General features: G+C 65.1%; 19 protein-coding genes. 8 read left to right on the top strand and 11 right to left on the bottom strand.

Features of this window, described 5'->3' with window-relative positions; translation table 11 throughout:
• Window positions 1–2: 2 nt before the first annotated feature.
• From tkt to AC5ZG5_RS06920, 3 genes are read right to left on the bottom strand one after another with little or no spacing between them, the layout of a single operon-like run.
• Entirely contained in the window at window positions 3–2,027 is a 2,025-nt protein-coding gene (gene tkt, locus AC5ZG5_RS06930; protein ID WP_456641491.1) for a transketolase, read from the bottom strand.
• Window positions 2,024–2,899, bottom strand: a complete 876-nt coding sequence (locus AC5ZG5_RS06925) for a phosphoribulokinase (RefSeq protein WP_456641492.1) — start codon at window positions 2,897–2,899, stop codon at window positions 2,024–2,026. Before AC5ZG5_RS06925 ends, tkt begins: the two co-directional genes overlap by 4 nt.
• Window positions 2,900–2,910: 11 nt before the next feature.
• Window positions 2,911–3,948 (bottom strand): class 1 fructose-bisphosphatase, encoded by a 1,038-nt coding sequence (locus AC5ZG5_RS06920; protein WP_456641493.1) that lies wholly within the window; start codon window positions 3,946–3,948, stop codon window positions 2,911–2,913.
• A gap of 154 nt (window positions 3,949–4,102) precedes the next feature.
• On the opposite strand from AC5ZG5_RS06920, the gene AC5ZG5_RS06915 reads away from it, so the two are divergent.
• The gene (locus AC5ZG5_RS06915; protein ID WP_456641494.1) at window positions 4,103–5,029 is read left to right on the top strand and encodes a LysR family transcriptional regulator; all 927 of its coding nucleotides are present in this window, start codon (window positions 4,103–4,105) and stop codon (window positions 5,027–5,029) included.
• Window positions 5,030–5,158: 129 nt separating this feature from the next.
• On the opposite strand, the gene pcaG is transcribed toward AC5ZG5_RS06915, so the two are convergent.
• The 3 genes from pcaG to pcaF all read right to left on the bottom strand — a co-directional run bounded on the left by pcaG (window position 5,159) and on the right by pcaF (window position 7,866).
• Complete coding sequence (gene pcaG / locus AC5ZG5_RS06910; RefSeq protein WP_456641495.1) at window positions 5,159–5,764, bottom strand: protocatechuate 3,4-dioxygenase subunit alpha; 606 nt, start codon at window positions 5,762–5,764, stop codon at window positions 5,159–5,161.
• Window positions 5,761–6,465, bottom strand: coding sequence for a protocatechuate 3,4-dioxygenase subunit beta (gene pcaH, locus AC5ZG5_RS06905; protein ID WP_130225364.1), 705 nt, complete (start codon window positions 6,463–6,465; stop codon window positions 5,761–5,763). Before pcaH ends, pcaG begins: the two co-directional genes overlap by 4 nt.
• A gap of 192 nt (window positions 6,466–6,657) precedes the next feature.
• Window positions 6,658–7,866: a 3-oxoadipyl-CoA thiolase gene (gene pcaF / locus AC5ZG5_RS06900; protein WP_456641496.1), complete on the bottom strand. Its 1,209-nt coding sequence runs from the start codon at window positions 7,864–7,866 to the stop codon at window positions 6,658–6,660.
• A gap of 209 nt (window positions 7,867–8,075) precedes the next feature.
• Between pcaF and mutS the strand changes: the two genes are divergently transcribed.
• Window positions 8,076–10,805: a DNA mismatch repair protein MutS gene (gene mutS, locus AC5ZG5_RS06895; RefSeq protein ID WP_456641497.1), complete on the top strand. Its 2,730-nt coding sequence runs from the start codon at window positions 8,076–8,078 to the stop codon at window positions 10,803–10,805.
• An 85-nt stretch (window positions 10,806–10,890) separates the two neighbouring features.
• Here mutS and AC5ZG5_RS06890 read toward each other — a convergent pair whose 3' ends face one another.
• The 5 genes from AC5ZG5_RS06890 to AC5ZG5_RS06870 all read right to left on the bottom strand — a co-directional run bounded on the left by AC5ZG5_RS06890 (window position 10,891) and on the right by AC5ZG5_RS06870 (window position 15,133).
• Window positions 10,891–11,691, bottom strand: coding sequence for a hypothetical protein (locus AC5ZG5_RS06890; protein WP_456641498.1), 801 nt, complete (start codon window positions 11,689–11,691; stop codon window positions 10,891–10,893).
• Between the two features lie 176 nt (window positions 11,692–11,867).
• The gene (locus tag AC5ZG5_RS06885; protein WP_456641499.1) at window positions 11,868–12,377 is read right to left on the bottom strand and encodes an OsmC family protein; all 510 of its coding nucleotides are present in this window, start codon (window positions 12,375–12,377) and stop codon (window positions 11,868–11,870) included.
• A 53-nt stretch (window positions 12,378–12,430) separates the two neighbouring features.
• Complete coding sequence (locus AC5ZG5_RS06880) at window positions 12,431–13,216, bottom strand: ABC transporter ATP-binding protein (protein WP_456641500.1); 786 nt, start codon at window positions 13,214–13,216, stop codon at window positions 12,431–12,433.
• A complete protein-coding gene (locus tag AC5ZG5_RS06875) occupies window positions 13,216–14,058 on the bottom strand; it encodes an ABC transporter permease (RefSeq protein WP_456641511.1) in 843 nt (280 codons plus the stop codon). The genes AC5ZG5_RS06880 and AC5ZG5_RS06875 overlap by 1 nt, the downstream gene beginning before the upstream one ends.
• 100 nt (window positions 14,059–14,158) lie before the next feature.
• The gene (locus AC5ZG5_RS06870; protein ID WP_456641501.1) at window positions 14,159–15,133 is read right to left on the bottom strand and encodes an aliphatic sulfonate ABC transporter substrate-binding protein; all 975 of its coding nucleotides are present in this window, start codon (window positions 15,131–15,133) and stop codon (window positions 14,159–14,161) included.
• Window positions 15,134–15,338: 205 nt separating this feature from the next.
• Here AC5ZG5_RS06870 and AC5ZG5_RS06865 point away from each other — a divergent pair, with 205 nt between their 5' ends.
• From AC5ZG5_RS06865 to rsfS, 6 genes are all read left to right on the top strand, one after another.
• Window positions 15,339–18,143 carry a [protein-PII] uridylyltransferase gene (locus AC5ZG5_RS06865; RefSeq protein ID WP_130225359.1) on the top strand — a complete coding sequence of 935 codons (2,805 nt, stop codon included), beginning with the start codon at window positions 15,339–15,341 and terminating at the stop codon, window positions 18,141–18,143.
• A gap of 221 nt (window positions 18,144–18,364) precedes the next feature.
• A complete protein-coding gene (obgE, locus tag AC5ZG5_RS06860) occupies window positions 18,365–19,420 on the top strand; it encodes a GTPase ObgE (RefSeq protein WP_028166271.1) in 1,056 nt (351 codons plus the stop codon).
• 80 nt (window positions 19,421–19,500) lie between these two features.
• Window positions 19,501–20,643 (top strand): glutamate 5-kinase, encoded by a 1,143-nt coding sequence (proB, locus tag AC5ZG5_RS06855; protein WP_130225358.1) that lies wholly within the window; start codon window positions 19,501–19,503, stop codon window positions 20,641–20,643.
• 138 nt (window positions 20,644–20,781) lie between these two features.
• Window positions 20,782–22,074: a glutamate-5-semialdehyde dehydrogenase gene (locus AC5ZG5_RS06850; protein WP_456641502.1), complete on the top strand. Its 1,293-nt coding sequence runs from the start codon at window positions 20,782–20,784 to the stop codon at window positions 22,072–22,074.
• 19 nt (window positions 22,075–22,093) lie between these two features.
• Window positions 22,094–22,735, top strand: coding sequence for a nicotinate-nucleotide adenylyltransferase (locus tag AC5ZG5_RS06845; RefSeq protein WP_035691165.1), 642 nt, complete (start codon window positions 22,094–22,096; stop codon window positions 22,733–22,735).
• A gap of 226 nt (window positions 22,736–22,961) precedes the next feature.
• A complete protein-coding gene (rsfS, locus tag AC5ZG5_RS06840; RefSeq protein WP_028166267.1) occupies window positions 22,962–23,312 on the top strand; it encodes a ribosome silencing factor in 351 nt (116 codons plus the stop codon).
• Window positions 23,313–23,386 lie beyond the last annotated feature (74 nt).

Genomic DNA, 23,386 nt, shown 5'->3' with positions numbered 1-23,386 from the left:
GCTTATTTCCTTTCGCTTGCGTGCTGGATCACGCGCCTGGCCGCAGCCGCGACGGCGGCCGGCGTAATGCCGAACTCGCGGTAGAGCACATCAGCGGGCGCGGAGGCGCCGAAACCGTTCATGCCGACGAACTCGCCATCATCGCCAAGCCAGCGCGCCCAATCGCCCTCGATCGCGGCCTCGACGCCGACACGTGGCGCATCGCCCAGCACCTTGGCCTGGTAGTCGCGCGGCTGCTTCCGAAACAGATCGAAGCACGGGGCGGAAACGACGGCGGCACGGACATTCTCACTTCCGAGCAGCTTGGCCGCTTCGAGCGCGATCGAGACTTCTGAGCCGGTTGCAATCAGCGTGACGTCACGGCCTCCATCCGGCTCGATCGCCACATAGGCGCCAAGCGCGACGTGGTTGGTATCGGTAACATCGCGAAAAGCGGTCAGCGCCTGCCGCGACAGGCACAGGATCGACGGCGAGGTTTCGGCCTTCAGCGCGCAGTCCCAGGCTTCCGCGGTCTCGATCGGATCGGCGGGGCGAAACACCAGGAGATTGGGGATCGCACGGAGCGCGGCGAGATGCTCGACCGGCTGGTGCGTCGGACCGTCCTCGCCCAGTCCGATCGAATCGTGCGTCATGACGTGGATGACGCGGACGCCCATCAGCGCGGCGAGCCGGATCGCGGGGCGGCTATAGTCGGCGAATGCGAGGAATGTTCCGCCGTAGGGGACGAAGCCGCCGTGCAACGCGATGCCGTTCATCGCCGCCGCCATGGCGTGCTCGCGGACGCCGTAATGGATATAGCTGCCGTGCAGCCAGCCGGACCGCACTGGCACCTGTGATTTCGCCAGCGTGAGATTGGAGTGCGTCAGGTCGGCCGAGCCGCCGAGCAGGTTCGGCAGCGCTTCGGCGATCACATCGATCACCTGCTGCGACGCCTGCCGTGTCGCAAGCTTGGGACGCTCGGCCGCGAAACGCTCCTTCAGCTTCGCCATCGCCTCGGTATAGGCGCCGGGCAGCTTTTTGTTCAGCGCATCGTGGAACGGCGACCTGCCGCCGCCGTTGCAGGCGCTCCGTGAACGCTCGATCCAGGCGCGGCGCGCCGCCCGGCCGCGTGCGCCGATCTCGCGCCATTCGGCAAGCACGGCTGGCGGAACTTCAAATGGCTCGTAGCGCCAATCGAGCGCTGCCCGCGTTTTGGCGACCTCGTCCGATCCGAGCGGTGCACCGTGAACCTTCTCGCTGCCTTCCCGGTTCGGCGCGCCGAAGCCGATCACGGTCTGGCAGGCGATCAGCGACGGCAGGTCACTCTTCCTGGCTTCATCGATCGCCCTCGCAACCGCTTGCGGATCATGGCCGTCGATCCGGCAGGCCGACCAGCCGGAGGCCCTGAAACGCGCGAGCTGATGGTCGGAACAGGACAGTGACGTCGCGCCGTCGATCGAGATTCGGTTGTCGTCGAACAGCACGATCAGCCGGTTCAACCGCAAATGCCCGGCGAGCGAGATCGCCTCGTGGCTGATGCCTTCCATCAGACAGCCATCGCCGGCGATGACATAGGTGAAGTGGTCGACGAGTTCGTCGCCGAACCGCGCATTCATCAATCGCTCGGCGAGCGCCATGCCGACGGCGGTCGCGATGCCCTGCCCGAGCGGGCCGGTCGTCGTCTCCACGCCGGGCGTGTGGCCATATTCGGGATGGCCTGGAGTCGCCGATCCCCACTGGCGGAAGGCCTTGAGCTGATCCAGCGTGACGCCTTCATAGCCGGTCAGATGCAGCAGCGCGTAGAGCAGCATCGAGCCGTGGCCGGCCGAGAGCACGAAACGGTCGCGGTCGGGCCAGGCCGGGTCATCGGGGTCGAATTTGAGGAAGCGCGAAAACAGCACGGTCGCAACATCGGCCATGCCCATCGGCATGCCGGGATGCCCGGACTTCGCCTTCTCCACGGCATCGATGGCGAGGAAGCGGATGGCGTTCGCCATCTCGGCATGGCTGACTTGGGTGCGGCTGGCCACAGACGCAAGTGCGGTCATATCGTTCGCCTCTTTCGTTCCATCAGTTGCAGAATCAGCGGGGTGAGGATGAGCTGCATCGCCAGATCGAGTTTGGCGCCGTGGATCACGATCGAATTGGCGCGCGACATAAAGCTGTGCGGGATCATCGAGAGCAGATAGGGAAAATCGATGCCACGCGGATTCTTCAGCCGGATCACGACCATCGATTCGTCCGGCGTCGGGATCCAGCGCGCGATGAACGGGTTCGACGTGTCGACCGTCGGCACGCGCTGGAAGTTGATGTCGGTCTCGGTGAACTGCGGGCAGATATAGTTCACATAATCAGGCATGCGCCGCAGGATGGTGTCGGTCACTGCCTCCGTGGAATAGCCGCGGTGGCTGCGATCGCGATGCAGCTTCTGGATCCATTCGAGATTGATGACGGGGACGACGCCGATCTTGAGGTCGGCATATTTGGCGACGTTCACCTTCTCGGTGACGACGGCGCCATGCAGGCCCTCATAGAACAGCAGATCGGAGCTCTCCGACAACGACTCCCACTTGGTGAAAGTGCCGGGATCGCCGCCGTAGAGCCGCGCCTCCTGCTCGTCGTGCACATAGTGCCGCGTCGTCCCAGTGCCTGACTCGCTATAGTCGCGGAACAGTTTTTCGAGTTCCTCGAACAAATTGGTTTCGGGGCTGAAATGGCTGAAATGCTTGTTGCCGCGATCGGCCTCCTCGACCATCTTGCTGCGCATCTCGGCGCGATCGTAACGGTGGAAGGCATCGCCTTCGACATAGGCGGCGCTGACATTCTCGCGCCGGAAGATGTTCTCGAAGGTCTTCCTGACCGATGTCGTTCCGGCGCCGGAAGAACCTGTGACCGATATGATGGGGTGACGCCGCGACATGCCGGCCTCCTTCAGCGAAACAGTCCGCGGCGCGCGAATAACGGCGCGTCGGCGTTTTCGAACAGCGGCTCGACGCCCTCGTGCATCATATCGATGTCGCGCACGGTGCGCGGCGATCCCATGATCAAGGGCACCCGCTGGTGCGGCGTCCGCGCCGAAAGTTCGAGAATGCGGGCGCGCCCGCTGGAGGCGGCGCCATCAGCCCATTCCATGATCAGCGCCACGGGATGGGCTTCGTAGAGCAGGCGCAGGCGGCCTTCGCGGTAGGCCGGGCGCGCATCGGCTGGATAGAGAAACACGCCGCCACGGACCAGGATGCGGTAGGCTTCCGCCACCAATGAGCCGATCCAGCGCATGTTGAAGTCGCGGCCGCGTTCGCCATTGGCGCCGGCGAGGCATTCGTCGATATAGCCGCGCACCGCGCCGCTCCAGTGCCGGCGATTGGAGGCGTTGATCGCGAACTCCGGCGTATCAGGCGGAATCCGGATACCGCGCCCGGTCAGCACGAATTCGCGCCGCGGCGGGTACAGGGTGAAGACGTCGACGCGCTGGTCCAGCGCCAGCACCAGCACGGTCTGCGGGCCGTAGATGAAACAGCCGGCGGCAATCTGCGCGGTGCCGGGCTCGAAGAAGGTCGAGAGGATGTCGCGCGCCTTGGGCCGGATGGAAAAGATGGTGCCGACCGAGATGTTGTTCGCAAGGTTGGCCGAGCCGTCGAGCGGATCGATCGCGACACAGAGCGGCGCCTCGGCGTCGAGCGTCTCCGGCAGTTCCACTTCCTCCGAGAGCACGGCCGCCACCGGCGCTGTACGCAGGGCGTCGCGCATCAGGCGATCTGCGACAACATCGATGTCCTTTTGGGTGTCGCCGGCCGGATTGACCGCACCGTCACGGCCGGTGATGCCGACCAGCGGGCCCGAGGCGATGACGCCTGCGAGTTCGACCGCGGCCGCGGCCAGCGCCTCGACCACCGCCACGGCTGCCGCGCGGACGGTGTCCTGACGCGCGGGGTCGTCGAGATAGGCCTGCAATGCAGGAAGATGATCCACGGCCGCTCTCCCGTTCACCGAGCCCTCTCGACGGGGCTTCGCTTGAAGCGGCTCCGGAGCGGAGTCGCTGTCGCCACTATCAACACGCGAATTGCGGAATTAGTGAAATTTTAATATCTTAAGTGTGGCCAAAGTATTTTTTATGGAGGTACTCATGCCGGGACATTTCTCGCGCGACCTCACCATTCGTCAGCTGCGCGCGTTGACCGCCGTGCATGCGGCCGGCTCGATCACGGGCGCGGCCAACCGGCTCAACCTCACCCAGCCGGCGGTCACCCTGCAGCTTCGCAACCTGCAGGAGCTCGCCGGCCTGCCGCTGATCCAGCGCACCGTTGAAGGCATGGCGTTGACGGATGCCGGCCGCACCGTTCTCGCGCTGGTCGAGCGTATCGAATCCGCGCTCGCCGACTGCGAGCAGTCGCTCGACATGATCGCGGGCAAGAACGGCGGGCGCGTCGCGATGGGCGCAGTCAGCACCGCCAAATATTTCGTGCCGTTCGCGATCGCGGCGTTCTCGCAACGCTTCCCGAAGATCGACGTGACGCTCAGAATCGGCAATCGAGAGGACATCCGCGATGCGCTACGCGGCTACGACCTCGATATCGCCGTGATGGGGCAGCCGCCAGCGGACATCGAGGTCGAGATGCGCCCGCTCGGCAGGCATCCGCACGTGATCATCGCCGCCGCCGATCACCGGCTCAATGGAAACAAGCGCGTCGCCGCTACCGATCTTGCCTTTGAGACCTTCATCACCCGCGAGCACGGCTCCGGCACGCGGCTGCTGATGGAGCAGTTCTTCCAAAAGCATCGGATCGAGCCCAAGGTCGGCATGGCCATGGACAGCAACGAGACCATCAAGCAGGCGGTGATGGCCGGGCTCGGCATCGCCTTCATCTCCCAGCACACCGTCTTCCACGAGTTGGAGGAAGGACGGCTAGTGGTGCTCAAGGTCGCGGGCCTGCCAGTGATGCGCCAATGGCACGCGATCCGCCGCGCCGACAAGATCCTGCTGCCGCCGGCGCAGGCGATGCTGGATTTCCTCGGAAAGGAGGGATCGCGCTATTTGCCGAATGTGCGGTGAGGCCTGCCGCGCAACCCAGCCGTCATACGCGGGCTTGACCCGCGTATCCATCCATCTTCGCAAACGACTCATTGGAGATGGATGGCCGGGTCAAGCCCGGCCACGACGAGAGAATGCTGAGGCGTGACCTTAGACGTCGAAGAACACGGTCTCGTTGTCGCCCTGCAGGTGGATGTCGAGCACATAGGCCGGATTGGCAGCGCCCGCCTTGCGCTTGGCGATCAATGTCGCGCGGCGATCGGCCGGCACCAGCGCCAGCACGGCGTCCTCGGCGTTGGCCGTCTCATCATCGAAATAGATCCGCGTGTAGAGATGCAGCAGCATGCCGCGCGCATACACCGCGAGCAAAATGTGCGGCGCCTGCGGCTTGCCGTCGGGGTCGGGCACTTGCCCCGGCTTGATGGTGTCGAAGGAATAGCCGCCCTTGGCATCGGTGCCGACGCGGCCAAATCCCTTGAACGAGCTGTTCGGCAGCGCGCGGGCATCCTGCGGATCGGAGAACCGGCCCTGTGCGTCGGCCTGCCAGATCTCCAGCATGCAGTCCGGCACCGGCACGCCGTCGCCGTCGAACACCGTGCCTTCGACGCGGATGCGCTCGCCGGAAACGTCAGGGGTGATCAGGTTGTTGGTGAAGGCGTCGTTCCACGCGTACTCGCCGTTCGGCGTCAGGCCGTATTTGAAATACGGGCCGACCGTCTGCGATGGTGTGATGCCGTCCGGCCGCTGCTCGCTCACTGTTTATTCTCCATCGGCGTCGCGTTCCTGCCGCGCAGGACAATGTTGAAGCGGTAGCACAGCGCCCATTCCGGCTGGGTGTTTTCAAGGTCGAACGAGGAGATCATCCGCGCGCGCGCCTTCTCGTCCGTCACCGAGTTGAAGATCGGATCGAACGGAAACAAGGGATCGCCCGGGAAATACATCTGCGTCACCAGGCGCGAGATGAAGGCATGGCCGAACACCGAGAAATGGATGTGGGCCGGGCGCCAGGCGTTGTGGTGATTGCCCCACGGGTAGGCGCCGGGCTTGATGGTGACGAACCTGTAATAGCCGCTCGCATCGGTCTGCGCGCGGCCGGCGCCGGTGAAGTTCGGATCGAGCGGCGCCGGATGCTGGTCGACGACATGGACGTAGCGGCCGCAGGCATTGGCTTGCCACAACTCCACCAGCGCGTGGGGCACGCCGCGGCCGTCCTCGTCGAGCACATGGCCGTGCACGATGATGCGTTCGCCAAGCGGCTCGCCCTTGTGCTGAATGGTGAGGTCGTGATCGTTCTCGCGCACTGTTTCGTGGCCATAGACCGGACCGGTCAGTTCGGAGAGCGTTTGCCGGATTGGGATCAACGGCTTTTGCGGCGAGCGCTTGACCGTCGAGCGATAGCCCGGCGACAGCCGCGGCGGATGCGCCGCGAGCGATTGCAGCGGATAGAGCAAGGTCATGATGATTTCCTCCCTGGCGCTCCTTGCCGGTGAGCCAGCCGTCAGATCATTATAGGATATAACTAATCCGGAAAAGCGGTGTTTTTCGTCTTTCTATCCTTCATCCCGTCATTGCGAGCGAAGCGAAGCAATCCATGCCTCAGCAAGCGGCGAAATGGATTGCTTCGCTTCGCTCGCAATGACGGAGACAGATCAGTTCAACTTCTCGATCGCCACTGCAACGCCCTGGCCGACGCCGACGCACATGGTTGCCAAGGCAAGCTTCCCGCCCCGCTTTTCCATGCCATGCACCGCCGTCAAGGCAAGCCGCGCGCCGCTCATGCCAAGGGGATGGCCGAGCGCGATCGCGCCACCATGCGGGTTCACGAAGTCGGCATCCTCCTTGACCCCGAGCTGGCGCAGGCAGGCTATGCCCTGCGAGGCGAAGGCCTCATTGAGCTCGATCAAATCGAAATCAGTGATCTTGAGGCCGAGCCGCTCCATCAATTTGCGCGTCGCCGGCACCGGGCCGATGCCCATGATGCGCGGCGGCACCGCGGCGGACGCAAGCCCGAGGATGCGCGCCCGCGGCGTCAATCCGTGCTTCTTCACGGCGGCCTCGGAGGCAAGGATCATGGCGGCGGCGCCGTCATTGACGCCCGAGGCGTTGCCGGCCGTCACCGTGCCGGGGTTGCGCACTACCGGCTTCAGCTTGGCGAGGCCTTCCAGCGTCGTCTCCGGACGTGGATGCTCGTCCTTGTCAACGGTAATGGGGCCCGCCTTGCCACCCGGCGCGGAGACCGGGGTGATCTCCTCGGCGAAATAGCCGGCCGCGATTGCGGCACCGGCGCGCTGCTGCGAGCGGATCGCGAACGCATCCTGGTCGGCGCGCGAAACCTGGAATTCCTCGGCGACGTTCTCGCCGGTCTCCGGCATCGCATCGACGCCATACTGCGCTTTCATCAGGGGATTGATGAAGCGCCAGCCGATCGTGGTGTCGAAGATTTCGGCCGAGCGCGAGAACGCTTCCGCCGCCTTGCCCATCACGAATGGCGCCCGCGTCATCGATTCGACACCGCCAGCAATCGCGAAATCGATCTCGCCGGCGCGGATGGCGCGGCCGGCCGCGCCGACCGCGTCGAGACCGGAGGCGCAAAGCCGGTTCAGCGTCTGGCCGGGAATCGACTCAGGCATGCCCGCGAGCAGCAGCGCCATGCGCGCAACATTGCGGTTGTCCTCGCCGGCCTGGTTGGCGCAGCCGAAAAAGACCTCATCCACCTGCGACCAGTCTAGGTTCGGATGCTTGGCCATCAGCGCCTTGATCGGGGTGGCAGCGAGATCGTCGGTGCGCACCTTGGCGAGTGAGCCGCCGAAGCGGCCGATCGGGGTCCGGACGGCATCGCAGATATACACATCACGCATTGATTTCTCTCCCTGATTGCCGCGGACTTGCGCGCTAGGCTTGGATTGATGGCGAGTTTTAGGAGCGGGTTAGCAGGAGGTCAATTGAGGCGGACGCGTCCCTCGCCCGCGTTGAAATGAGGTCGGGGGCGTGGAGAGGGTGGAAAACCCAATATCGCGGGGCAAAGCGGTGGGACGGGAGAGCGAAATTTTGTAGTTTCCGCCCCCTCATGACCGTCCAGCAGCCCATTCCCGTTCCATCCGAGGCGACACCGAGTGCGGAAACGCCCGCGCGCATCACGCCGATGATGGAACAGTACCTCGAAATCAAGTCCGCCAATCAGGGCCTGCTCCTGTTCTATCGAATGGGCGATTTCTACGAACTGTTCTTCGAGGACGCCGAGATCGCTTCAAAGACACTCGGCATTGTCCTGACCAAGCGCGGCAAGCATCAGGGTATGGACATCCCGATGTGCGGGGTGCCGGTGGAACGCGCCGAGGATTACCTGCACCGATTGATCGCGGCGGGCCACCGCGTCGCCGTGTGCGAGCAGAGCGAGGATCCGGCAACGGCGCGCGCCCGCGGCAACAAGAGCGTGGTGAAGCGCGACGTGGTGCGGCTGGTGACGCCGGGCACGCTGACCGAGGACACGCTACTCGATGCCCGCACCAACAATTACCTGCTCGCGCTCGCCCGCGCCCGCGGCTCGTCCGGCGGCGACCGCATTGGGCTGGCCTGGATCGATATTTCGACTTCCGAATTCATGGTAACGGAGTGCTCTGTCGCCGAGCTTCCGGCGACGCTGGCGCGCATCAATCCAAATGAAGCCATCGTCACCGACGCGCTCTACAGCGACGTCGAGTTCGGGCCAGTGTTGCGCGAATTGCCGGCGGTGACGCCGCTTACTCGTGACGTCTTCGACGGCGCCACCGCCGAGCGGCGGCTGTGCGACTATTTCGCGGTCGCGACCATGGACGGCCTCGCCGCGATGTCGCGATTGGAAGCAACGGCCGCCGCGGCCGCCGTTACCTATATCGACCGCACGCAGGTGGGCAAACGCCCGCCGCTGTCACCACCCGCGCGCGAGGCGGTCGGCACCACCATGGCGATCGACCCGGCGACGCGCGCCAATCTCGAATTGACACGCACCTTGGCCGGCGAACGCCGCGGCTCGCTGCTCGATGCGATCGATTGCACTGTGACCGCCGCCGGCTCACGCCTGCTGGCACAGCGGCTCGCGGCGCCGCTCACCGACAGCACTACGATCACGCGGCGGCTCGATGCCATCTCGGCCTTCGTCGCCGATAGTGCGGCACGTGAGGATATCCGCAGCGTGCTGCGCGCGGCGCCGGACATGTCGCGCGCGTTGGCACGGCTGTCGGTCGGCCGCGGCGGCCCGCGCGATCTCGCTGGGCTCCGCGACGGCATCCTGGCCGCCGATCAGGCCTTGGTGCGGCTGGCGCAGCTCGACCAGCCGCCGGCGGAAATCGTGGCCGTGATGGAGGCGCTGCGCCGTCCGTCGCGGGACTTGGCGCATGAGTTCGAGCGTGGGCTCGCCGAGCAATTGCCGCTGATCAAGCGCGACGGCGGTTTCGTCCGCGAAGGCTATGAGGCCGCGCTCGACGAGAGCCGCAACCTGCGCGACGCCTCGCGCCTCGTCGTCGCTTCGATGCAGGCGCGCTACGCCGAGGACACCGGCGTCAAGGCGCTCAAGATCCGCCATAACAACGTGCTCGGCTATTTCGTCGAGGTGACCGCGCAACACGGCGACAAATTGATGACGCCGCCCTTGAACGCGACCTTCATCCATCGCCAGACGCTTGCCGGCCAGGTCCGCTTCACCACCTCCGAACTCGGCGAGATCGAAGCCAAGATCGCCAATGCCGGCGACCGCTCGCTCAATCTCGAGCTCGAGATATTCGACCGGCTCTCTGCCATGGCACTCGCCGCAAGCGACGATCTGCGCGCCGCCGCGCTCGCCTTCGCACTGCTCGATGTCGCGACCGCGCTGGCAAAGCTCGCGGTCGACGAGAATTATGTGCGGCCCGAGGTCGATCATTCCCTGGGCTTTGCGATCGAAGGCGGCCGCCATCCGGTGGTCGAGCAGGCCTTGAAGCGCGACGGCCAGCCGTTCATCGCCAACGCCTGCGACCTGTCGCCAGGGCCGGCGCAGAAATCCGGACAGCTCTGGCTGCTCACCGGTCCGAACATGGCCGGCAAATCGACCTTCCTGCGCCAGAATGCGCTGATCGCGCTGCTCGCCCAGATCGGCAGCTATGTGCCGGCATCACGAGCGCGGATCGGCATCATCGATCGCCTGTTCTCCCGCGTCGGCGCGGCTGATGATCTCGCGCGCGGACGCTCGACCTTCATGGTCGAGATGGTCGAGACGGCGGCGATCCTCAACCAGGCCAGCGAGCGTTCGCTCGTGATCCTGGATGAGATCGGCCGCGGCACGGCCACCTTCGACGGTCTGTCGATCGCCTGGGCCGCGATCGAGCATCTGCACGAGAACAACCGCTGCCGTACGCTGTTCGCGACGCATTATCACGAGCTCACCGCGCTCTCGGCAAGACTGCCGCGGCTGTTCAACGCCACGGTGCGGGTGAAGGAATGGCAGGGCAATGTCGTGTTCCTGCACGAGGTGCTGCCGGGCTCGGCTGACCGCTCCTACGGCATCCAGGTAGCCAAGCTCGCAGGTCTGCCGCCGGCGGTGATCAGCCGCGCAAAGTCCGTGCTGGCGAAACTGGAGGCGCAGGACCGCGGCCAGACCGCGCGCGCGTTGGTCGATGACCTCCCACTGTTCGCCGTCCCCTCCCGCGCCGCCGCGGAAGCAGCACCGCCGAGCGAAGCGGAGCTTTTGGTGGAAGCAGTGAAAGCGCTGCATCCGGACGAGATGTCGCCACGCGAGGCGCTGGAGGCGCTCTATACGCTGAAAGCAAAACTGCCGAAGCGTTAGACACTGCCGTAGGGTGGGCAAAGCGCAGCGTGCCCACCCTCCACGTTCGGTGCAAGAAAGGTGGGCACGCTACGCTTTGCCCACCCTACGTTCGAAGCAATCGTCGCCGGCCATGCCACCACAGGCCGAGATTCCAATTCACACAGGTGGCGAGCGCAAGACTCAGGCCGATCGCCGAGCCGAACTGCAGCGCGGCGAGGTGGAGCACCGCGACCGCAAGCCCAAATCCCATCAGGCCCCAGGCGCCGTTGGCGATCACGGCGGCCGTCGGCGGGCCGCCGATGCGCGGATGCAGGATCAGCATCATCGACGTGAACACCACCGGAAACAGCGCGATGATGCCGCTGACACGCGGGCCGACCCAGCCTGAGGACGTCACCACGATCGCGACCAATGTCGCGACCAGCGAGGCGCGCAGCGGGATGTCGTACCAGCGGCGGGTGATCAGCGGCATCTTCTTCACATGGCGATAGCGCTGCAACAGCGGCACGCAGATCGCAAAGGTGATGACGTTCACGATCAGCCCGGCGGCAAGCGTCCAGTGGAACTGGCGGAAGATGGACGCGAGCAGGAGCCATACCGCGACGGCGGCGACCGTGCTGAGCAGCGCACTATGGCGCTGTGCCAGCACGACATAGGTCAGTCCAAGATAGATCGTCGCCGCGTTGATGGGCAGGCTGGCGAGCGCGCCCTCGGCGATGAACGCCGCATCATGGTCGAGCGCGAGGAAGACATAGGATGGCCCCGCCGAGATCGGCAGCGTTGCCACCAGCGCGCCGATCACTGGCCCCGAACGCTCGGTGATGATGGAGGCGGTCACGACAAAGGCGGCGGTGGTCGCCATGCGCAATAGCAGCGTCAGCAGGAAGATGAATTCGGGGGGCATCGGCGCCGAAGAATTTATTGCAGGATCGCCGTAGCGACGGCCGCTTTCACCTCTCCCATAGGGAGAGGTCGATTTGCGCAGCAAATCGGGTGAGGGTTCAGGTCCCTCGAGGAAGCGAAGCCCCTCACCCGCGCCTTCGGCGCGACCTCTCCCTATGGGAGAGGTAAGACAAGACATCACGCCCGCTTCAGCGAGACCGCGACCTCCGGGCCGTGCCTGATGGTCTGGTAGACCACGCAATAGCGTTCGGTCAGCTTCAAGAGGAGGTCGAGCTTGTCCTGCGGCGCGTCGGTGTCGACCTCGAAGCGCAGGCGGATCTCGGCGAAGCCGACCGGGGCCTCCTTGTCGACACCGAGCGTGCCGCGGAAATCGAGATCGCCCTCGGCGAACACGTTGCCGCTCTTGAGCGGCACTTCGATCGCGGTCGCCACTGATTTCAAGGTCACGCCGGCGCAGGCGACCAGCGCCTCGAGCAGCATGTCGCCGGAACAGAGTTCCAGCCCGGAGCCGCCGGTCGCCGGATGGAGGCCCGCGACCGCGAGCGCGCGGCCGGTTTCGACCTTGCAGGCGATGCCTTCGCTCTCGATCGAGCCCTTGGCTTTCAGGGTGATGACGGCGGTGGCGGGATCGGCCTTGTAGCGTTCCTTGATCGGGGCTTGCAGCGCGCGGAGCTCGGTGGCGTCCATTGTTGTTCTCCCGGATTTTCTGCCTCCGGGTGTACTGCCTTATCGCACCGCTGTCACCACCACATCGCCTCGCCTGCATTCGCGGCCGCCTCGCTGTCAGGCACGTTGCGGTCGAGCGAACGATCGAGCGCCGTCAGCACGCGGCGCTTGAAATTGTCGAAATGTGCCGAACTTCGGTCGCGCGGCCGCGCCAGGTTGATCGCGATCTCCTCGAACAGCCGGCCCGGCCGCGGCCGCATCACCAGCACGCGGTCCGCCAGCACCACGGCCTCGTCGACGTCATGCGTCACCAGGATCAGCGTCGGGCGAGTGTCGGCCCAGAGGTCGAGCAAATGATCCTGCAGGTCGCGCCGGGTGAAGGCGTCGAGCGCGGAGAACGGCTCGTCCAAGAGCAGCACCTCCGGCTGCGGCACCAAAGCGCGCGCGATCGCCACCCGCTGCGCCTGCCCGCCGGAAAGCTCGCGCGGCCAGGCATTGGCCTTGTCAGTGAGGCCGACACGGGCCAGCGCGCGGGTGACCTTTTCACGCCGCGCATCGGCTGGCAGGTCGGAAAGACCGAAACCGATATTGTCGGCGACGCTGAGCCATGGCAGCAGCCGCGGCTCCTGGAAGATGATGCCGATCTTGGCGTGCGGCGCGGTGATGGTGTCGCCATCGAGCGTCACCGTGCCCGACGTGGCGCGATCGAGCCCGGCGATGGCGCGGAGCAGCGTCGACTTGCCGCAACCGGAGCCGCCGATGATGGCGATGATTTCGCCCGGCTTGATCTCGGCAGAGAAGCGCGACAGTGCATGGACCCCGTTGGGATAGGTCTTGCCGACCTTGTCGAGCGCGAGCATCAGGCGGCTCCGCGCTCGCGGCCGAAGGCGTCCTGCCAGCGCAGGAGCGGCGCGGTGGCGAGCTCGATCAGCCAGTCGGTGGTCTTGCCGAGGATCGCGAAGATCACGATCGCGGCGACGATCTGCGCCGGCTTGCCGAGCTGCTGGCCGTCGATCAGGAGATAGCCGAGCCCCTCGGAGGCGCCCATGAACTCGGCGGCAACCACGAACATCCAGCCGAGACCAAGGCCGACGCGGAGCGCCACCACGTAAGCCGGCAAGACCGCCGGCAACAGGATGCGCCGGATCATCGCCGGGCCCGAGAGGCGGAAGATGCGGCCGACCTCGACGATCTTGCGATCGACCGAGAGGATCGCGCCCATCACGCCGAGATAGACCGGGAAGAACACGCCGACCGCGATCAGCGCGACCTTCGAGGTTTCGAAAATGCCGAGCCAGAGGATGAACAGCGGCACCCAGGCGATCGAGGGGATCGCCCGCAGCGCCTGCACGGTCGGATCGAGCAGCCGCCGCGCCAGTCCCCAATAGCCGGAGACGGCGCCGAGCAGCGTGCCGGCGACGACGCCGAGCGCAAAGCCCGCGGCAACGCGAGAGAGCGTCGTGATGATGTGCCGCGACAGCTCGCCGCTTTTCGCCAGTTCCACGATCGTGGCGAAGACTTTCGTCGGCGGCGGCACCAATCGGCCGTTGGAATAGCCGAGCCTGACCGCCAGCTCCCAGCCGAGGGCGAGCCCGACTGGCAGCAGCAACCCGAGCGCGGGCCGCACAAAACGCGACAGCCGCACCGCCGCAGGCGGCATGGCGGCGTCGGGTTGTTCCAGCACTGGCACTTCGATGGTCATCGCCACGGCAAGAACCCTTTCCCGCGCCAGATTGCAAGGTGGGTATTCGTCGAGGCTTCGTAGCCCGAGTTTCGCTGCGCTCCACCCGGGCTACGGATCGTCAATTCGTCGGCAGAGGGACTTGGTCGTCGATCAGCGAATTCAGCACCGCCTTCACGTCGACCTTGGCATCGACCACGCCGGCCTGCTGCAGCGCGAGCCCTGCGGCGAGGATCGAATCGCGCTGCGGGGCGCCGATCCGGCTGTGGGTCAACTCGGTGCGCTCCTTGAGCTGCTTGTCGACCACGGCCTCCGGCAGCTTGGTTACGGCAATGAAGGTCTTCTTCAGCTCGTCGTAATTCGCCAGCGAATATTTGCGGGCCTCTTCGTAAGTAGCGAGCACGCGGCGCACGACGTCCGGGTGGTCCTTCAGGAACTGCTCGCGCACATTAAGGATGCCCCAGGTGTTGGCGTCCGCCTTGCGGAAGAACAATTTTGCGCCGTCCTCGACTTCGGCCTGCGCCATCATCGGATCGAGGCCGGCCCAAGCGTCGACATCGCCGCGGATTAGCGCGGTCTTGCCGTCGGCGTGCTGAAGCAGCACCGGCGTGATGTCCTTTTCGGAGAGGCCGGCATCAAGTAGTGCCCGCACCAGGAAGATGTGCGGATCGGTACCGCGGGTCACCGCGACGCGCTTGCCCTTGAGGTCGGCGACCGAGGCGATCTTAGAATCCTTGCCCGTGACCAGCGCGGTCCATTCGGGACGCGAATAGACATAGATCGACTTGATCGGGTTGCCGTTGATCTTGGCGACCAGCGCGGCCGAGCCCGCCGTCGAACCCAAATCGATCGATCCCGCGTTCAGGAATTCGAGCGCCTTGTTGGAGCCGGCGGATTGCACCCAGACGATGCTGATGCCGTCCTTGGCGAACTCCTTTTCCAGGAGCCCTTTCTGCTTCAGAACCAGCGAGACCGGATTGTAGGTCGCCCAGTCGATGCGTATCTCCTTGAGCGGCTCCGCCGCAAAACTTGCCGCGGGCGCAAGCGCCAAACCTGCAATCATCGCAGCCACAGTGCGCCGTGAAATCCGGACCATCCTCAGCCTCCAGGTACTGGAAAATCTTGTTAAAACGTCATTTCATCTCAATGAGTTAGGCCGCAAGGTCAATGAGAAAATCCGGATCCTGAAGGCGGCAGCGCGAGAATGAATTTGCCCAAATCAACTGGAATTCAGCACAGAGTGATCGCGGGGCCACAATGTCCCGTGACAGCACAGGCGCCGTCCTTTATCGGGATAGACCATGGATAGTGTCGTGGCCGAACCCCGCTCGGAAGTGGATGACCGTTTCGATACCGCGCGGATCACCGCCGCGGTCGACGCGCTCGCCGAGAAACACGCGGGACGCGAGGACCAATTCCGCTCGGCCATGGCGCAACTGCTCAAGGCGGAACTGATCGCGGCACGCGCCACGGCACAGGCCGTACTGCTCAAGGACCGCCACGGCCGACGCTGCGCGGAGCGGCTCTGCATCGTGCAGGACGAGATCATCCGCATCCTCTATGCGGCGGCGACCAAGCATCTCTATCACTCGCCGATCCCCTCCGGCGAGGAGCGCATGGCAGTCGTCGCCACCGGCGGTTACGGCCGCGGCCTGATGGCGCCGGAATCCGACATCGATCTGTTGTTCATCCTGCCCTACAAGCAGACCGCCTGGGGCGAGCAGGTCGCCGAAGCGATCCTTTATTGCCTGTGGGACATGGGACTGAAGGTCGGCCACGCCACGCGCTCGGTCGACGAATCGATCCGCCAGGCGCGCGGCGACATGACGATCCGCACCGCGATCCTGGAAACGCGGTTCCTGACCGGCGACCGGCCGCTCTATGACGAACTGGTCGACCGCTTTGACAAGGACGTCGTGCAGGGCACCGCTGCCGAATTCGTCACCGCCAAGCTGGCCGAGCGCGAGGAGCGGCACCGCCGCGCCGGACAGTCGCGCTATCTGGTCGAGCCCAATGTCAAGGACGGCAAGGGCGGCCTGCGCGACCTGCACACGCTGTTCTGGATCGCGAAATACGTCTACCGCGTGCGCGAGACCGATGAATTGCTCGAACGCGGCGTGTTCGACGCGCAGGAATACCGCACCTTCCGCCGCTGCGCCGATTTCCTGTGGTCGGTGCGCTGCAACATCCATTTCTTCGCCGGCCGCGCCGAGGAGCGGCTGTCGTTCGACGTCCAGCGCGAGATCGCGGTCAGGCTCGGCTACACCTCGCATCCCGGGATGCAGGACGTCGAGCGCTTCATGAAGCATTACTTCCTGATCGCCAAGGACGTCGGCGACCTCACCGCGATCCTGTGCGCCAAGCTGGAGGAAGAGCAGAAGAAGCCGGCGCCGGTGTTGAGCCGCATGGTGGCGCGCCTGCGGCCCGGCAGCACCAAGCGGCGCGTGCCCGAGAGCGACGACTTCATCGTCGACAACAACCGCATCAACCTGGCCGCGCCCGACGTCTTCAAGCACGATCCGGTCAACCTGATCCGCATCTTCCGCCTGGCGCAGAAGAACAACCTCGCCTTCCATCCCGACGCGATGCGCACCGTGACGCGCTCGCTCAAGCTCGTGAACACGCAGCTTCGCGAAGACGCGGAAGCCAATCGGCTGTTCATGGAGATCCTGACCTCAGACAACGCCGAGATCGTGCTCCGGCGAATGAACGAGACCGGCGTGCTCGGTCACTTCATCCGCGCCTTCGGCAAGATCGTGTCGATGATGCAGTTCAACATGTACCACCACTACACGGTGGACGAGCATCTGATCCGCTGCATCGGCTTCCTGCAGGAGATCGAGCGCGGCGGCAATGACGAGTTCATTGTCGCCAGCGACCTGTTCCGCAAGATCCGCCCCGAGCATCGCCCGGTGCTCTATATCGCGACCCTTTTGCACGATATCGCCAAAGGCCGGCCCGAGGATCATTCGGTCGCCGGCGCGAAGGTGGCGCGGCGGCTATGCCCCCGGCTCGGCTTCAGCAACGCCGACACCGAGCTCGTCGCATGGCTGATCGAGGACCACCTGACGATGTCGACGGTCGCGCAGTCGCGCGATCTCTCCGACCGCAAGACGATCGAGAATTTTGCCGCCGTCGTGCAATCGGTCGAGCAGATGAAGCTGCTGACGATCCTCACCACCGCCGACATCCGCGGCGTCGGCCCCGGGGTGTGGAACGGCTGGAAGGCGCAACTCCTGCGCACGCTCTATTACGAGACCGAGCCGGTGTTGACCGGCGGCTTCTCGGAAGTGAACCGTGCCCGCCGCATCGCGGTGGCGCAGGCCGAATTCCGGGCCGCCTTCACCGAATGGCCGGAGGCGGAGCTCAACGCCTATATCGAGCGGCACTATCCGGCGTACTGGCTCAAGGTCGAATTGCCGCGCAAGATCCGCCAGGCGCGCTTCATCCGCGCCAGCGAGCAGGCCGGGCACAAGCTTGCGATCAATGTCGGATTCGACGAGGCGCGCGGCGTCACCGAACTGACGATCTGGGCGACCGACCATCCCTGGCTATTGTCGATCATCGCCGGTGCCTGCGCTTCCGCTGGCGCCAATATCGTCGACGCCCAGATCTACACCACGACCGACGGCCGCGCGCTCGACACCATCGCGATCTCCCGCGAATACGACCGCGACGAGGATGAAGGTCGCCGCGCCACCCGGATCGGCGAAATGATCGAGGACGTCCTGGAAGGCAAATTGCGCCTGCCCGAGGCGATGGCACGCCGCGCCGTCCATCGCAGCAGCGGCAACAAGGTGAAGGCGTTCACCGTCGAGCCCGAAGTGACGATCAACAACCAGTGGTCGGACCGCTACACCGTGATCGAGGTTTCCGGCCTCGACCGGCCCGGCCTGCTGTACCAGCTCACCACCGCGATCTCGAAGCTCAACCTCAATATCGCCTCCGCCCATGTCGCGACCTTCGGCGAGCGCGCCCGCGACGTGTTCTATGTCACCGACCTCCTGGGCGCGCAGATCACTGCGCCGACCCGGCAGGCCGCGATCAAGAGTGCGCTGTTGCACCTGCTGGCCGACGAGAACGCGGCCGCCCAGCCGGCGGCCTGAACCTTCGCCGTGATTTTACGGAACCAGCAACCGGCTGACAGTTAAGCCTTTTATCCGATCAGCCAGCTTCAGGGTTGCCGCCTCAACGCCGCTGCCTTACCTAGAGCCTTGGTAAACCGTGGCTCTAGCCTTTGTTTCGACGCGTTTTCTGGCGCGAACCGGTATCCACCCTCGGATCAAGTCCGAGGGCATGCTTCGCGCGAAAACGCTATGGTAGGCTCATGAAATTCCTCGATGAAGCAAAGGTCTATATTCGCTCCGGCGACGGCGGCAACGGCTGCGTCGCGTTCCGGCGCGAGAAGTTCATCGAGTTCGGCGGGCCCTCCGGCGGCAATGGCGGGCGCGGCGGCGACGTCATCATCGAGGCGGTCGACGGGCTGAACACGCTGATCGACTACCGCTACCAGCAGCATTTCAAGGCGCAAAAGGGCACCAATGGCATGGGCAAGGACCGCCATGGCGCCAATGGCAAGCCGATCGTGCTGAAGGTGCCGGTCGGAACCCAGGTGTTCGACGAGGACCGCGAGACGCTGATCTACGATTTCACCAAGCTCGGCGAGAAATTCGTGCTGGCCGAGGGGGGCAATGGCGGTTTCGGCAACGCGCATTTCAAGTCGTCCACCAACCGCGCCCCCCGCAATGCCAATCCCGGCCTGCCCGGCGAGGAACGCTGGATCTGGCTCCGCCTGAAACTGATCGCCGATGCGGGCCTGGTCGGACTGCCGAATGCCGGCAAATCGACCTTCCTGTCCGTGGTCAGCGCCGCCAAACCGAAGATCGCGGACTATCCCTTCACCACGCTGCACCCGCAGCTCGGCGTCGTGAGCGCGCAGGGCCGCGAATTCGTGCTCGCCGACATCCCCGGGCTGATCGAGGGCGCGCATGAAGGCGCTGGCCTCGGCGACCGCTTCTTGGGCCATGTCGAGCGCTGCCGCGTGCTGTTGCACCTGATCGACGCCACCTGCGAGCATGCCGGCAAGGCCTACAAGACGGTACGTACCGAGCTCGAGGCCTATGAGGGCCATCTCGCCGAGAAGATCGAGATCGTCGCGCTGAACAAGATCGACGCGGTCGCGCCGGACGAATTGAAGAAGCAGAAGGACCGGCTGAAACGGGCGGCAAAGAAGACGCCGCTGCTCGTCTCCGCCGCCACCGGCGAGGGCATTCCGGACGCGTTGAAGGCGCTGGTCGAGGTGATCGGCGAGGCGCCGGTGTCGGCCAAGGCCAAAGGCGGCACTGATGCCGAACCCTGGGCGCAACCGACGCCGCAGGGCTGATTCCAACGCTCTTTCCCGAGCGCCGCTTTCAAAGTAAGGGGTGGTGCGCATCCCTCCGCTGCTCTACTCCGACCGAACCCATGAAACGCCCCGCGCTCAATCGCTTTCGCCGTATCGTCGTCAAGGTCGGCTCATCGCTCCTGATCGATTCCGAGGCGGGCGAGGTCAAGTCGTCGTGGCTGTCTGCGCTCGCCGCCGACATCGCCAAGCTGCACCGGGAAGGCCGGGAGGTGTTGGTCGTCTCCTCCGGTTCGATCGCGCTCGGACGTAGCCAGTTGAAACTGCCGCGCGGGCCCCTCAAGCTCGAGGAGAGCCAGGGTGCAGCCGCCGTCGGGCAGATCGCGCTGGCACGGATCTGGTCGGAAGTGCTTGGCGATCACGGGATTCGTGCCGGGCAGATCCTGGTCACACTGCAGGATACCGAGGAGCGCCGCCGCTATCTGAATGCGCGCTCGACGATCGCCAAGCTCCTGGAATGGCGCGCGGTGCCGGTGATCAACGAGAACGACACGGTCGCCACCAACGAGATCCGCTATGGCGACAATGACCGCCTCGCCGCCCGCGTCGCTACGATGGCGAGCGCCGATCTCCTCGTCCTGCTGTCCGACATCGACGGCCTCTATGACGCTCCGCCGGCCGGCAACCCCAACGCAAAACTGATCCCGGTGGTCGAAAGCATCAGCGCGGAGATAGAGGCGATGGCGGGCGAGGCTGGATCCGAGCTGTCGCGCGGCGGCATGCGCACCAAGATCGAAGCGGCCAAGATCGCGACCACCGGCGGCACGCACATGCTGATCGCCTCCGGCAAGATCGAGCATCCCTTGCAGGCGATCGCGGACGGCGGGCGCTGCACCTGGTTCCTGACGCCGGCCAACCCGATCACAGCGCGTAAACGCTGGATCGCCGGGTCGCTGGAACCGAAGGGCACGCTGACCATCGACGCCGGCGCGGTGGCCGCGCTACGCGCCGGAAAGAGCCTGTTGCCGGCCGGCGTGATCCGGATCGACGGCCAGTTCGCCCGCGGCGACGCGGTGATCGTCCGTGGCCCCGATACCCATGAGATCGGCCGCGGCCTCGTCGCCTACGACGCAGAGGAGGCCGACAAGATCAAGGGGCGCTCCTCCCCCGACGTGATGGCCATCCTGGGCATCAGCGGCCGGGCGGAGATGATCCACCGCGACGATCTGGTGGTCGGCCCTGCAGGGGTTATTGCGGCCAAATAGGCCATTGGCCGAGCTCCTGCGGGCTTCCCGGCGGTTGGTGAAACCGACCCGGTTCGACCTGCCATGCCGGTTCCTCGCCTCGCCAAGGCCCCGATTTCCGTGCTAGACCATGGTCTTAACAGAACGCTGGGACACTCCATGACTGCGCCGCTGAAGGCGATCGACGGTAACGCCGATCTGCCGACCCTCATGAACGAACTCGCGACACAAGCGCGTGCCGCTGCGCGCGTGCTGGCGCTCGCGCCGCCCGAGCAGAAGAACAGGGCCCTTGCCGCGATCGAGCGTGCCATCCGCGAGAATGCACCGACCATCCTTGCCGCCAATGCCGAGGATGTCGCCGAGGCGCGCGCGAGCGGTGCGACCTCGGCATTCGTCGACCGCTTGACGCTGACGCAGGCGCGCATCGAGGCGATGGCCGATGGCGTCGCCACCGTGCGCAACATTCCCGATCCGGTCGGCGCCGTCACCGAGAGCTGGCAGCGGCCTAACGGCATGACCATCGAACGTGTCCGCGTGCCGCTCGGCATCATCGCCGTAATCTTCGAAAGCCGCCCCAATGTCGCGGCCGATGCCGGCGTGCTGTGCCTGAAATCCGGCAACGCCGTGATCCTGCGCGGCGGCTCCGACAGTTTCCGCTCCTGCCGCGCGATCCATGAGTGCCTGGTGCAGGGCCTGCGCGAGGCGGGCCTGCCGGAAGCCGCGATCACGCTGGTGCCGACCCGCGATCGCGCCGCGGTTGGGCTATTGCTCACCGGGTTGAACGGCGGCGTCGATGTGATCGTCCCGCGCGGCGGCAAGAGCCTGGTCGCTCGGGTGGAAGCCGAAGCGCGCGTGCCGGTGTTCGCCCATCTGGAGGGCGTCAACCACGTTTATGTCGACCGCTCGGCCAATCTGGAGATGGCGAAGTCGATCGTGCTGAACGCCAAGATGCGGCGTCCCGGCGTCTGCGGCGCGGCCGAGACGCTTCTGGTCGACCGCGCCGGCGCCTCCGCCAGCCTGAAGCCGCTGGTCGAGATGCTGATCGATGCCGGCTGCGAGGTGCGCGGTGACGAGACGGTGCAACGCGTCGATGCCCGCGTGAAGCCGGCAGCCGAGGAAGACTGGGACACCGAATATGAGGACGCGATCATCGCGGCTCGAATCGTCGACGGCGTCGATGAAGCGATCGCGCATATCCACCAGCACGGCTCGCGGCATACCGATGCCGTCGTGACGGATGATAAGGCTGTTGCGGAGAAATTCCTCAATGAGGTCGACTCCGCGATCGTGCTGCACAACGCCTCGACCCAGTTCGCCGACGGCGGCGAGTTCGGCTTCGGCGCGGAGATCGGGATAGCCACCGGCAAATTCCACGCCCGCGGGCCGGTCGGCGCCGAGCAACTGACGAGCTTCAAGTATCGCATCCACGGCACCGGACAGACACGGCCGTGAAGCCAAACTTGTGATCCCATTGAAGCCAGCCCAGATCGCGTCGCCATCGGTCGCGCGGGCGCTTCCGTTCTACACCAACGGAATGCGCATCGGCCTGCTTGGCGGCTCCTTCAATCCGCCGCATGCCGCGCATCGCGCGATCAGCCAGTTCGCGCTCAAGCGGCTGCAGCTCGACCGCGTCTGGTGGCTGCTCACGCCCGGCAACCCGCTGAAGAATCACGACGGCCTGCATGCGCTCGCCGAGCGTGCTGCAGCCGCACTGAAAGTGGCCGACGATCCTCGTATCGATGTGAGCTGTCTCGAAGCTGTCATCGGCACGCGCTACACTGTTGACACGATCATCCATTTGCGGCGCCGCGTCTCCGGCGTGCATTTTGTCTGGATCATGGGCGCCGATAACCTCGCGCAGTTCCACCGTTGGAAAGACTGGCGGCGCATCGCCTCCGATGTGCCGATCGCCGTGATCGACCGTCCGCCACAAAGTTTCCGCGCGCTCGCCGCGCCCGCCGCACAGGCGCTCGCCCGCTATCGTCTGCCCGAGAATCAGGCGCCCCGGCTGGCGGATCAGCGGGCGCCGGCCTGGGTCTTTCTCACCGGCATGAAATCCAATCTGTCTTCGACCGGCCTTCGGAACCCTGATGGGAGCTGGAGGACGGTCTAGCGCATGATCGAGGTGGATCATGCGGCAAGTGGCGTGGGGCTTACTGGAATATTGAAACCCTTAACCCCACATGCGTAGTATAGGCGGCGGGCACCGAGATTCGGCGTTCGCGATACAGTGAAAGGAATGGTCCCTGGCCACACCTGTATTGTCCAAGTCTGTTTTACCCAAGGCAGCCAACAAGGCAGCAAAACCTGCGCGTAAAACATCGACCCCGACTGCGGCCTTGAAGGCGCAAGGCGACGCCGACAAGACCCTGAATATGATCCTCTCCCGCCTCGACGATATGAAGGCGGAAGAAACGGTCACCATCGACCTTCGCGGCAAATCAGCATACTCCGACTACATGGTCATCACCTCGGGCCGGGCCAACCGGCACGTCGGTGCGATCGCGGAGAACGTCACGAAAGCCCTGAAGGAAAACGGCATCAGCAAAATCCATGTCGAAGGCTTGCCCAATTGCGACTGGGTGCTGATCGATTCCGGCGATGTGATCGTGCACGTGTTCAGGCCCGAGGTGCGCGAGTTCTACAATCTCGAGCGGTTGTGGACGCAAAGCCCGGTCGCGGCGGTCTAGGGTTCAGACTCAATTGATCCAATAGGCGACGACTGCGGCGATGTGGACGGCAGCCAAGAAGTTTCTGGCGAGTT

This window comes from Bradyrhizobium sp. Ses1, from assembly GCF_059512365.1.
This window is presented reverse-complemented; position numbering and strand designations above follow the sequence as displayed.

Bases quoted from the DNA above. Each gene is read 5' to 3' on its own strand.
- tkt (WP_456641491.1), bottom strand. From the start codon at position 2,027: ATGACCGCACTTGCGTCTGTGGCCAGCCGCACCCAAGTCAGCCATGCC.
- AC5ZG5_RS06925 (WP_456641492.1), bottom strand. From the start codon at position 2,899: ATGTCGCGGCGTCACCCCATCATATCGGTCACAGGTTCTTCCGGCGCC.
- AC5ZG5_RS06915 (WP_456641494.1), top strand. From the start codon at position 4,103: ATGCCGGGACATTTCTCGCGCGACCTCACCATTCGTCAGCTGCGCGCG.
- pcaH (WP_130225364.1), bottom strand. From the start codon at position 6,465: ATGACCTTGCTCTATCCGCTGCAATCGCTCGCGGCGCATCCGCCGCGG.
- pcaF (WP_456641496.1), bottom strand. From the start codon at position 7,866: ATGCGTGATGTGTATATCTGCGATGCCGTCCGGACCCCGATCGGCCGC.
- mutS (WP_456641497.1), top strand. From the start codon at position 8,076: ATGACCGTCCAGCAGCCCATTCCCGTTCCATCCGAGGCGACACCGAGT.
- AC5ZG5_RS06890 (WP_456641498.1), bottom strand. From the start codon at position 11,691: ATGCCCCCCGAATTCATCTTCCTGCTGACGCTGCTATTGCGCATGGCG.
- AC5ZG5_RS06885 (WP_456641499.1), bottom strand. From the start codon at position 12,377: ATGGACGCCACCGAGCTCCGCGCGCTGCAAGCCCCGATCAAGGAACGC.
- AC5ZG5_RS06880 (WP_456641500.1), bottom strand. From the start codon at position 13,216: ATGCTCGCGCTCGACAAGGTCGGCAAGACCTATCCCAACGGGGTCCAT.
- AC5ZG5_RS06875 (WP_456641511.1), bottom strand. From the start codon at position 14,058: ATGACCATCGAAGTGCCAGTGCTGGAACAACCCGACGCCGCCATGCCG.
- AC5ZG5_RS06870 (WP_456641501.1), bottom strand. From the start codon at position 15,133: ATGGTCCGGATTTCACGGCGCACTGTGGCTGCGATGATTGCAGGTTTG.
- AC5ZG5_RS06865 (WP_130225359.1), top strand. From the start codon at position 15,339: ATGGATAGTGTCGTGGCCGAACCCCGCTCGGAAGTGGATGACCGTTTC.
- obgE (WP_028166271.1), top strand. From the start codon at position 18,365: ATGAAATTCCTCGATGAAGCAAAGGTCTATATTCGCTCCGGCGACGGC.
- proB (WP_130225358.1), top strand. From the start codon at position 19,501: ATGAAACGCCCCGCGCTCAATCGCTTTCGCCGTATCGTCGTCAAGGTC.
- AC5ZG5_RS06850 (WP_456641502.1), top strand. From the start codon at position 20,782: ATGACTGCGCCGCTGAAGGCGATCGACGGTAACGCCGATCTGCCGACC.